We start from the raw sequence: 10,959 nt of genomic DNA, 5'->3' as shown, positions 1-10,959 counted from the left end.
GACGCGGGGAGCGCATGTGGCGTCCCAAACAACCGCTCCCTGAGGAGCGGAGTGGCGATCCGCGCGCCCTCAGCCGGCCGGTAGATCCGCGAGGGCGTCGGGGAGGTCGTCCCGATGGACGACGACGAGTCGCTGGGTCGCCCGGGTGAGGGCGACGTACAGGTCGCTGAGCCCGCGTGGTGACTGGTCGATGATCGCAGCGGGCTCGACGACGATCGTCGTGTCGAACTCCAGGCCCTTACAGCTCCGCACGGTGTACACCCGGGGTGGTTCCCGGTCGGGGAGCGTGAAGCGATCCGGCGCCAGCGCCGCATCGATCGCGTCGTGCACGTGATCGGGGACCACGACGGCGGTGAGGCCGTCGGGTTCGGCGAGCCCGACGGCGCGGAGGACGGCGTCGGCGACGCTCTCCGGCGAGTCACCGTCCGCTCGCAGTGCCATCGGCTCGATCCCGTTGCTGCGCAACGAGTTCGGTGCCTTCTCGCCGTTGCCGATCTCGTCGAGGACGCGCGCGGCGTACTCCATGATCTCGCTCGGGGTCCGGTAGTTGACCGACAGCTCCTTGAACTGCCAGCGCTTCGCGACATACGGCTCCAGGACCTCGCCCCACGAGCGCGTGCCCGCCTCGTCGGATGTCTGAGCGGTGTCGCCGATGATCGTCATCCACCGATTCGGGATGCGTCGCATCACCATCCGCCAGGACATGGCGGAGAGCTCTTGGGCCTCGTCGACGATGACGTGGCCGAACGTCCAGGTGCGGTCGCCGTAGGCACGTTCGGCCGTCGTGGCGCGTCGTGTCTCGGTCTGGCGGGACGCGAGCTGTTCTGCGTCGATCAGGTCGTAGGCCATCAGGATCTCGGGATCGAGTTCGTCCTCGAGGTCCTGCGGCGCCGAGCCGGTCAGGATGTCCAGTGCGTCCTGCGCCTCGGCCAACTGGCGACGCCAGCGTGCGCGTTCGGCCCGCTCCGCGTCCTCGGTGCCGTAACCGATCAGCTCGGCGAGTTCGTCCAGCAATGGGACGTCGGCAGGCGAGAAGTCCGCGCCCGACGTCGTGGCCGGGCGCGACGGACGGTGCAGCGCCGCACGATCGGCGTCCGTCCAACCCGGGGTGGCCTTGCGGATCGCGCGTTCGTCGCCGAGCAGGTCGCGAAGCAGGGCCTGCGGGGTCAGCGTCGGCCAGTACCGCAGCAACGCGGCACGGATGTCGGGATCGCGGCTCATGTCGTCGCGGATGTCGGCGATGTCGGCGGGGCTGAGCAACTGCGAACCGTCGAGCAGGCTCGATCCGATGGTCGCCGCGTGCCGCGCCGCGAGTTCGGCGAGACCCGCCTTCAGGAAAGCGTTCTGCGAGAGGTTGTGGGCGCGTCGAGTCGCGCGGGCCTTGGCGCGTGCGGCCTTGACCAGAGCCGAGTCGATCTCGACGGTGTAGCTGTCGAAATCGACCGCCTCGGGACGAGACGGCAGCGACTGCTGGGCGCGCACCGCCCGCTTGAGGACGTCGACCATGCGCAGCCCGCCCTTGACCGCGGCGGTCGTCCGCGGGTCGGCGGTGCCCGCGCGGACGCCGGGGAACAGGTCCCCGATGGTCGAGAGGAGCACGCCGGACTCGCCCAGCGAGGGCAGCACCTGGCCGATGTAGTTCAGGAAGTCGTCGTTGGGTCCGATGATGAGGATGCCGCTGCGCGAGAGGTTCTCGCGATGTGTGTAGAGCAGGTAGGCGGCTCGGTGCAGCGCCACGGCGGTCTTGCCGGTACCGGGGCCGCCCTGGATGACGGTGACCCCGCGATGCGTCGACCGGATGATCAGGTCCTGCTCGCGCTGGATCGTCTCGACGATGTCGGTCATCTCGCCGGTGCGGGCGGCGTTGAGGGCCGCGACAAGAGCCGACTCGTTGACGACGTCGCCGTGTCCGAAGTCGTCGAGCAGCGCATCGCCTGCGGTCAGGGACTCATCGCTCACCCCGCGGACCTTGCGGCTGCGGGTCCGGATGTGGCGACGGCGCGCGACGTCCTCGGGCGCGGCGGGCGTCGCCAGATAGAACGGCCGGGCCAGCGGCGCGCGCCAGTCCAGCAGCAGGGTGGCGTCGGTGGCGGTGGCGTCGAGTTCGCCGTCGTCGGCGAAACCGTCGTCGAGGACACCGATGCGTCCGATGCGCCGGATCTCGCCGTCCTCGAGGTCGAGACGACCGAAATACAGATTGTGTTCGGCGGCATCGAATTTGGCGAGATCCTCGTTGTACATCCGCTCGTAGGACTCGCGTTCGGACAGCGCCTGCGGTGTGCCGCCGCGTTCGGAGAGCGTCGACGACAACCGACGCTGGGTGGTCCGACGCATCCGGTCCAGCCTGCCGTACACGCGGTCGAGGTGCCGTTGTTCCTCGTCCACGCGGGGGTCGGTGTCCGGCGAGAGGGCGGTCATCGGCCGTCCCCGATCGACAGCGGTGCGCGGGACCCGTGGGACCGGGCCAGTCCGGCGGCCCGGATGCGGGTGGTCATCGCCCGGGGGTCGGTGGACAAGCGGCTGCAGACCTGCGACGCCGGGTCGGCGAGTGTCTCGTCGTCGAGTCGGCGGGACAGCCACTCGAGAACGTCGGTCTGTGCGCCGAAGGGGACGGGGTCACCGGTGACCGGGTCGGCGAGGACGCCGTGCCGGGACACGTACAGGTCGAAGGTCGCAGGCGGGGTCCACTCGTCCGGAAGGAGGGGAGAGGGACGGCCGAGAACGGGGTGGTCGCGCGTAGTCACTGTCTGTCGATCATAGTTGGGTTCGGTGGCGTCGAGAGCATCGATGTGTGTGTTACCCAGCCAGGCCGCGGTCGTCGTGATCGCGCCCTCACCTGCGAGGATCGGTGCGGCCGGGATGTATCCCCGGGCCGCGACATGGGCGGAATGGCCGACTGTGATGTTCGCGACGCGGACCGTGCGGAGGCAGATCCGGTCCGTCGACGGAACGTGGGCGAGCTTGCGACGTAGAACGTCGGGGGCGGCATTCGACCCGACCGCTACCACGAGCCGCGAGCCGGCCGACGGGACCGTCCCGAACGGCGGACCCGCGAGCGTCATCTCGTGCAGCGAGGCCTCTCTCAGCGCCGCGGACGCGGGCACCCAGGGATAATCCTCTGGCGGGTGCTCCGCGTCCGTGGTCGTGAGATCGGTTGTGCTCAGGGTCGTGCTCGTATCTGTTGCTCGTGCGCGTGGAGACCCCGAGGGATCAGCGACGTGCCTTGCGCAGACGCTTGCGACTCTGCTCGGCGGAGTCCTCGGCAGCTGCGGCGAGCTGGCGTGCGGTCTCGGCGAGCTCGGCCGACCGTGCGCGGGCGACGTCGGCGAGTTCGGCCGACCGATCGCGTGCCACGTCGGCGAACTCCGGTGCGCGCTTGCGGGCGGTGTCGGCGAGATCGGACGCACGGTCGCGGGCCGAATCGGCGATCTTCGGAGCCTTCTTCTTCGCCTGCTTCTGCGCCTTCGCGGCCTGCTTCTGGGCCTTCTCGGCCCGCTTCTGCGCTTCCTTCACGAGCTTCGGGCCCCGCTTGCGTGCCGTCTCGGCGAGATCAGACGAACGCGCGAGCGCCGTGTCGGCGAGCTCCGACGACCGGTGGAGAGCCGCGTCGGCGACGACCGGGGCGCGGTCCTTGATGCGATCCGCGACATCGGAGGCGGTCTCGGCGGCCTTTCCGGCCAACTCGAGGGAGCGCTTCTGCGCGGCTTCGGCGATCTCGGGTGCGTGCTCGCGGAACTTCGCCGCGGCGTCGGCGGACCGCTCGGAAACGATCTCGGCGCCGTCGTGGGTGCGCTCGACGAGGTGCTCCCAGGTCGACGACCCGGCGGCGGCACCGATCGGCAGCGCCGCGGCCACAGCGGATGCCTTCTGACGGCCGCGCCACGCGAGCGACGGCTTGCCCTCGGTGTCGACCGCCGCCAACAGGACTCCGCCGAGCAGGCCGACGTTCTTGATGAACGCGTTGCGCTGGGCTTCCTTCTTGACCGGGTCCGCCTCGTTCCAGAAGTCGGTGCCGGCTGCGGTCGTCGGGATCAGGGTGCCGGCCAGGACGACGGACGCGACGCGCGGGAACTTGCCGGTGGCGAGCAGGATTCCGCCGCCGATCTGGGCGGCGGCGTTGATCTGCACCAGGGTCTCGGTGTTCTCCGGGATCCGGCCGGCCACCTCGGGCGGGAGCGACGACCGGGCCTTGTCCACGACCGGCTCGGCGGACTGCGCGATCGGTTTGGGGCTCCGGATGGCGTCCACGCCGCTGGCGACGAACGCCGAGGCGAGGAGCGGACGGGCTATACGGCGGAGAATCATCGGTCACAACCTTCTTCAGTCGGGTTTGGCTATCGAGATCCGTCGGGTGAAGCGCGTTTCTGGCCCGTTCAACGCTACCCTGTCACAACGAATCTGCAGGTCACTCGGCGTGCCGTGACCGGTTTGCGTACCTACGGGGCATCGCGGGTCACGACTCGCCGAACGATCCGAGGAACAGGTAACCGCCCGCGACGGAGACCAAACACTCGGGAGTCGACCGGCGTCGCCCGCCTCCGTATCACCAGCGGCGCTCACGCCATTCGGGGAGTGACCCGCGCTCGGCGCCCAGGGTCGTGTCCTTGCCGTGGCCGGGGTAGACGACGGTCGAGTCGTCGAAGCGGTCGAACAGCTTCGTCGAGACGTCCTCGAGGAGGGTGTCGAAGTCCTCCGGCTTCCAGGTCTTGCCGATCCCGCCGGGGAAGAGGCAGTCACCGGTGAACAGGTGCACGGTTCGCTGACCGCTGTCGTCGACGTCGGTGAGTGCGAGAGCGATCGATCCCGGGGTGTGCCCGACGAGGTGGATGGCCTCGAACGTGAGGTCGCCGACCTCGAGGACATCACCGTCGTCGACGAGGCGGTCGGGGGTGATGGGCAGTTCACCGGCGTCGAGGCGCCCCGCCGCGGTCGGCACCCCGGTGGACTCGGTGACGGCGGCGAGGGCCTGCCAGTGATCGAAATGCTGGTGCGTCGTGAAGATGAGCTTCGGTGTGCCCTCGACGGCCGACAAGACCTCGGTGATCGTCTCTGCGTCGTTGGCCGCGTCGATGATCAGCTGATCGCCCGTCGCACGCGAGGTCACCAGGTAGACGTTGTTGTCCATCGGGCCGACGGACAGCTTGACGATGGTGGCCGACGACAGCGTGCGGCGCTGTGGGGTCTTCGACTCGGAGAGGTCGCCGGTGTAGTCGTCGCTGATCGGTGTCGCTGGGGAGGTCATGCCGACAGGCTATGACAGTGGGCAGCCGGAATGTGACGGTCGCGACCATGAAACCCGGCGTGGCGCGCGTATCCTGGACCATCGGTTCGGCGATGACACGCGGGCGGCGAGACCGATCGCCCGGTCGTCGGACTCCGAATCTCCCCGGGGCGAGTGCATGGCGACGTTTCTGTCGGTGGCCGTCGGTACTGTGCCCGTGCGCCGTCTGTGCGCCCTGTGACTCGAGAATGTAAGGACTGCAGTGGTTGATCGTCTGATCGTCCGAGGTGCCCGCGAACACAATCTGCGCGGCATCGATGTCGACCTGCCCCGGGACAGCCTCATCGTCTTCACGGGGTTGTCGGGATCGGGCAAGTCGTCCCTCGCCTTCGACACGATCTTCGCGGAGGGGCAGCGGCGCTACGTGGAGTCACTGTCCGCCTATGCGAGGCAGTTCCTCGGGCAGATGGACAAGCCGGATGTGGACTTCATCGAGGGCCTCTCGCCCGCGGTGTCCATCGATCAGAAGTCGACCAACCGCAATCCCCGGTCGACCGTCGGCACCATCACCGAGGTCTACGACTACCTCCGTCTCCTCTACGCCCGCGCCGGCAAGGCGCACTGCCCGATCTGCGGCGAGCCCATCGCCAAGCAGACACCCCAGCAGATCGTGGATCAGGTGCTCGCGATGGACGAGGGCACGCGCTTCCAGGTGCTCGCGCCGGTCGTGCGTACCCGCAAGGGAGAGTTCGTCGATCTCTTCGCCGAGCTCCAGACGCAGGGCTTTTCCCGCGCCCGCATCGACGGCGTCGTCCATCAGCTGACCGATCCGCCGAAACTGAAGAAGCAGGAGAAGCACGACATCGAGGTGGTCGTCGACCGCCTGGTCGTCAAGTCCAGCGCCAAGCAGCGCCTGACGGATTCGGTCGAGACCGGTCTGCGCCTGGCCGACGGCATCATCGTGCTGGACTTCGTCGACCTCGAGGAGGATGACCCGGAACGCGAGCGCCGCTTCTCGGAGCGGATGGCCTGCCCGAATGCGCATCCGATCGCGATCGATGACCTCGAACCGCGGTCGTTCTCGTTCAACTCGCCGTACGGCGCCTGCCCGGAATGCGACGGGCTCGGCATCCGCAAGGAGGTCGACGAGGAGCTCGTCGTGCCCGACCCGGAGATGTCGCTCGCCGAGGGTGCGATCGCGCCGTGGTCGACCGGGCACAACGCCGATTACTTCCTCCGGTTGATGTCGGGTCTGGCCGATCAGATGAAGTTCGACATCAATACGCCCTGGAAGAAGCTGCCGATCAAGGCGCGTAGGGCCCTGTTGAACGGCAGCGACCACCAGGTCCACGTCAAGTTCCGCAACCGGTACGGCCGCACCCGCTCGTACTACACCGAGTTCGAGGGCGTGCTCTCGTTCCTCGCGCGTCGCATGGACCAGACCGAGTCCGAGCAGATGAAGGAGCGGTACGAGGGCTATATGCGGGACGTGCCGTGTCCTGCCTGTCAGGGTGCGCGCCTGCGCCCGGAGATCCTTGCCGTCACGCTCGACCACCCGGAGTTCGGGCCGAAGTCGATCGCCGAGGTGTGCGCCCTGTCGGTCGCCGACTGCGCCGATTTCCTCGACCAACTGCGGCTCGACTCCCGGCAGGCCGCGATCGCGGGACGGGTCCTCAAGGAGGTTCAGGCCCGCATCCGCTTCCTGCTCGACGTCGGACTCGAGTATTTGTCGCTCGAGCGCGCCGCGGGTTCATTGTCCGGTGGTGAGGCGCAGCGCATCCGCCTGGCCACCCAGATCGGTTCGGGTCTCGCGGGCGTGCTCTATGTCCTCGACGAGCCGTCGATCGGTCTGCACCAGCGCGACAACCGTCGGCTCATCGACACGTTGACCCGTCTTCGGGATCTGGGCAACACACTGATCGTCGTCGAACACGACGAGGACACCATCCGCGCCGCCGACTGGATCGTCGACATCGGTCCCCGGGCCGGGGAGCACGGCGGGCACGTCGTGCACAGCGGCAGTTACAAGGACCTGCTGAAAAACCGGAAGTCGCTGACCGGTGCGTACCTCGCCGGTCGCGACACCCTGCCGGTTCCGGACATCCGGCGGCCGATCGATCGCAAGCGCCAGCTGACGGTCGTCGGTGCGCGGGAACACAATCTCCGTGGCATCGACGTGTCGTTCCCGCTCGGCGTGATGACCGCTGTCACCGGTGTCTCGGGGTCGGGCAAGTCGACGCTCGTCAACGACATCCTGGCCACCGTGCTCGCCAACAAGCTCAACGGTGCGCGTCAGGTGCCCGGGCGTCACACCCGCATCAAGGGTCTGGACAACCTGGACAAGCTCGTGCAGGTCGACCAGTCGCCGATCGGGCGCACCCCGCGGTCGAACCCGGCCACCTACACCGGTGTCTTCGACAAGATCCGCACGTTGTTCGCGGCGACGACCGAGGCGAAGGTGCGCGGTTATCAACCGGGCCGGTTCTCGTTCAACGTCAAGGGCGGCCGCTGCGAGGCGTGCACCGGTGAGGGCACGATCAAGATCGAGATGAACTTCCTGCCGGACGTGTACGTCCCGTGCGAGGTCTGTCACGGCGCGCGGTACAACCGCGAGACCCTCGAGGTGCACTACAAGGGCAAGACCATCTCCGAGGTGCTCGACATGCCGATCGAGGAGGCCGCCGACTTCTTCGAGCCCGTCACCTCGATCCATCGCTACCTGAAGACACTCGTCGACGTCGGTCTGGGCTATGTCCGGCTCGGGCAGCCGGCGCCGACGCTGTCCGGCGGTGAGGCACAGCGCGTGAAGCTGGCGGCCGAATTGCAGAAGCGGTCGATGGGCCGGACGGTCTACATCCTCGACGAGCCGACCACCGGTCTGCATTTCGAGGACATCAAGAAGCTGCTCGCCGTGATCAACGGTCTGGTCGACAAGGGCAACACGGTCATCGTGATCGAGCACAACCTCGATGTCATCAAGACCGCCGACTGGGTCATCGACATGGGGCCCGAGGGTGGCGCGGGCGGTGGAACCGTGGTCGGCGAAGGTACTCCGGAGGACATCGCCGCGACCCCGGGCAGCCACACCGGCAAATTCCTGGCCGAGATCGTCGACATTGGTCACGCGGTGGCGTCGGTCGGCTGAGTCGCCGAACGCGAATCGCCACTTCCGTTGTAGCAGCGCTGGTTTGTGACCGGCGCGCGTCAACGGGAGTGGCGATGTGCGTGTTCGGAGGGGAATGCGCGGCGGGGGAGTGCGCTACGAACCCATCGACTTGCGGATCTCCTCGAGTCGCTTCTTCGCGGCCTCGTCGCGTTTGCGCATCATCTCGTCGACGGACTGGCCCTCGGCGCTCGCCTCCGCCAGCTCCTGCGACCCGATCGCGGTGGTGATGCGGTTCTCGATCTTGTCGCGCACGAAGTCGAAGGTCGGGACGCCGCTGTCGGAGTAATTCGGATCGGGAACCGCTCCGGGCACCGGGCCGGTCGGCACGATCTCCGCATCGATGATCTCGTCGGACCGTCCGGGCTCCTCGGCATTCGTCATGGGTCCAGCGTAGGCCCTCCGCTGGTCGAGTAGCGCCGGCCGAGCGGAGCGAGGCCGCCGCGTGTCGAGGCCACTACCGCCGAGGCGCGCGAACCGGGCCGGTGTACTTCTCGCCCGGGCCCTCGCCGGGTTCGTCCGGGTATGCACTTGCCTCCCGGAACGCCAGCTGCAGGCCCTTCAGGCCGTCGCGGATCGGTGCGGCGTGGATGCCGAGATCGGCTTTCGACGCGTCGACGATGCCGGCCAGGGCGGTGATCAGGGTGCGGGCCTCGGGCAGGTCGATCCGGTCGGCCGGGGTCCCCTCGGCCAGGCCGAGCTTCTCGGCCGCCGCGCTCATCAGCATGACGATGGATCGGGTGATGACCTCGATGGCCGGAATATCGCCCAGGTCACGGACGTTGTCGGGATCGGTGTGCGCCGCATCTCCCAGGTCGGCGCCATCGCCCGTCGCACCCTCCGGGGGTAACGGTGCAGGTGACGAATAGGAGTTCTCGGCCATGGCTGTTAGACTCCCATAGCACGACCGCCCTGGTATGCGCCGGGGTCGTAAGTGGAGTTCCGCTCCCACCGTTCGACGCGAGGTTCTCGCAGTTGCACGGTCCGGTTCACGCCGATCGTCGCAGATCGCATCTCTGGATGCTGAGCTGTACGTCTTCGGCAGCGTGTGTCAGCACTGGCACGCGTGGACGAACCGGTCGGTATCGGAGCCCCGCGGACATCAGTCCCGGGGCTTCCTTGCTGAGGTGTCCCGCAGGTTCTCTTGCATACGTCCCTCGCCACGACGCGACGGTTACCACTGCAGGATTGAACAAGGAGGCCCCATCAGCACTGAGACCCGCATCAACGAGCGCATCCGCGTCCCTGAGGTCCGACTCGTCGGACCCAACTCGGAGCAGGTGGGCATCGTGCGTGTTGAAGATGCGCTTCGCTTGGCCTACGAGGCCGATCTCGACCTGGTCGAGGTGGCCCCGGACGCCCGTCCGCCGGTCTGCAAGATCATGGACTACGGCAAGTTCAAGTACGAAGCGGCCCAGAAGCAGCGCGAATCGCGTCGCAACCAGCAGATGACCGTGATCAAGGAGCAGAAGCTCCGTCCCAAGATCGACGACCACGATTACGAGACCAAGAAGGGTCACGTCATCCGGTTCCTCGAAGCGGGATCCAAGGTGAAGGTCACCATCATGTTCCGCGGCCGCGAGCAGTCGCGCCCCGAGCTCGGCTACCGACTGCTGCAGCGCCTGGGCAACGATGTCGCCGACTACGGCTTCGTCGAGACCTCGGCCAAGCAGGACGGCCGCAACATGACGATGGTCCTCGCGCCGCACAAGGGTGCGAAGACCCGCCAGAAGGCGCAAGAGAGCCGTGAGCGTTCCGGTGGCCCGAAGGCCGCCCCTGACGCGAGCTGATCCGCGAGCACTGAGCGGACGAGAACTGAGTCGATCGGCCGGACGAGAGTCCGAACCGCTCCGGCCGAGATCACGACACGCGAACACGGTACACACCGGACCTCGCCGGGTCCGGTGCCCGAGTTCGCCCGAGAAAAGGAAGAACATGCCGAAGAGCAAGACCCACAAGGGCACCGCGAAGCGCTTCAAGGTGACCGGCAGCGGAAAGATCGTCCGCCAGAAGGCCAACCGCCGCCACCTGCTCGAGCACAAGTCGTCCCGGCGCACCCGTCGTCTCGACGGCACCACCGTCGTCAGCGAGAACGACGCCCCGCGCATCAAGCGACTGCTCAACCGCTGACGCCAGCGACCCCAGACATCTGACAAGCAAAAGGATCTAACACATGGCACGCGTGAAAAGGGCCGTCAACGCCCAGAAGAAGCGTCGGTCCACCCTCGAGGCATCCAAGGGCTACCGCGGACAGCGGTCGCGCCTCTACCGCAAGGCGAAGGAGCAGCAGCTCCACTCGCTGAACTACGCCTACCGCGACCGTCGCGCGCGCAAGGGTGAGTTCCGCAAGCTGTGGATCTCGCGTATCAACGCCGCGGCCCGCGCCAACGACATCACCTACAACCGACTCATCCAGGGCCTCAAGGCCGCGGGTGTCGAGGTCGACCGCAAGGTGCTCGCCGACATCGCCGTGACCGATCCCGAGGCCTTCACCGGTCTCGTCGAGGTCGCCCGCAAGGCACTGCCGGCCGACGTCAACGCGCCGGCTGCCTGATTGCGCACCAGCACCCACGAC

The 10,959-nt window shown here is 67.7% G+C and carries 10 protein-coding genes; 4 read left to right on the top strand and 6 right to left on the bottom strand.

Going from position 1 to position 10,959, the window contains the following annotated elements; all coding sequences use genetic code 11:
• Positions 1 to 69: 69 nt before the first annotated feature.
• The 4 genes from LEL84_RS05050 to LEL84_RS05035 form a co-directional block, all read right to left on the bottom strand.
• Positions 70 to 2,418: a HelD family protein gene (locus tag LEL84_RS05050; protein WP_226513476.1), complete on the bottom strand. Its 2,349-nt coding sequence runs from the start codon at positions 2,416 to 2,418 to the stop codon at positions 70 to 72.
• Entirely contained in the window at positions 2,415 to 3,104 is a 690-nt protein-coding gene (locus LEL84_RS05045) for a hypothetical protein (RefSeq protein ID WP_226513475.1), read from the bottom strand. Before LEL84_RS05045 ends, LEL84_RS05050 begins: the two co-directional genes overlap by 4 nt.
• 106 nt (positions 3,105 to 3,210) lie before the next feature.
• Positions 3,211 to 4,305, bottom strand: a complete 1,095-nt coding sequence (locus LEL84_RS05040; RefSeq protein WP_068971017.1) for a DoxX family protein — start codon at positions 4,303 to 4,305, stop codon at positions 3,211 to 3,213.
• 238 nt (positions 4,306 to 4,543) lie between these two features.
• A complete protein-coding gene (locus LEL84_RS05035) occupies positions 4,544 to 5,242 on the bottom strand; it encodes an MBL fold metallo-hydrolase (protein ID WP_211540574.1) in 699 nt (232 codons plus the stop codon).
• A gap of 241 nt (positions 5,243 to 5,483) precedes the next feature.
• On the opposite strand from LEL84_RS05035, the gene uvrA reads away from it, so the two are divergent.
• Positions 5,484 to 8,366, top strand: a complete 2,883-nt coding sequence (uvrA, locus tag LEL84_RS05030) for an excinuclease ABC subunit UvrA (protein WP_226513474.1) — start codon at positions 5,484 to 5,486, stop codon at positions 8,364 to 8,366.
• Between the two features lie 114 nt (positions 8,367 to 8,480).
• Here uvrA and LEL84_RS05025 read toward each other — a convergent pair whose 3' ends face one another.
• Together LEL84_RS05025 and LEL84_RS05020 are read right to left on the bottom strand one after the other, a co-directional pair.
• On the bottom strand, positions 8,481 to 8,768 hold the full coding sequence (locus LEL84_RS05025; protein ID WP_058253855.1) for a hypothetical protein: 288 nt from the start codon (positions 8,766 to 8,768) through the stop codon (positions 8,481 to 8,483).
• A 73-nt stretch (positions 8,769 to 8,841) separates the two neighbouring features.
• A complete protein-coding gene (locus tag LEL84_RS05020) occupies positions 8,842 to 9,267 on the bottom strand; it encodes a DUF1844 domain-containing protein (protein ID WP_058253854.1) in 426 nt (141 codons plus the stop codon).
• Positions 9,268 to 9,532: 265 nt separating this feature from the next.
• Between LEL84_RS05020 and infC the strand changes: the two genes are divergently transcribed.
• The 3 genes from infC to rplT all read left to right on the top strand — a co-directional run bounded on the left by infC (position 9,533) and on the right by rplT (position 10,938).
• Positions 9,533 to 10,174: a translation initiation factor IF-3 gene (gene infC, locus LEL84_RS05015; protein ID WP_162540013.1), complete on the top strand. Its 642-nt coding sequence runs from the start codon at positions 9,533 to 9,535 to the stop codon at positions 10,172 to 10,174.
• 145 nt (positions 10,175 to 10,319) lie between these two features.
• On the top strand, positions 10,320 to 10,514 hold the full coding sequence (rpmI, locus tag LEL84_RS05010; protein WP_012834577.1) for a 50S ribosomal protein L35: 195 nt from the start codon (positions 10,320 to 10,322) through the stop codon (positions 10,512 to 10,514).
• Positions 10,515 to 10,557: 43 nt separating this feature from the next.
• On the top strand, positions 10,558 to 10,938 hold the full coding sequence (gene rplT, locus LEL84_RS05005; protein WP_010844357.1) for a 50S ribosomal protein L20: 381 nt from the start codon (positions 10,558 to 10,560) through the stop codon (positions 10,936 to 10,938).
• Positions 10,939 to 10,959 lie beyond the last annotated feature (21 nt).

Origin of the sequence: Gordonia sp. WA4-43 (assembly GCF_020520305.1) — a bacterium.
GTDB lineage: Bacteria > Actinomycetota > Actinomycetes > Mycobacteriales > Mycobacteriaceae > Gordonia > Gordonia hongkongensis.
This window is presented reverse-complemented; position numbering and strand designations above follow the sequence as displayed.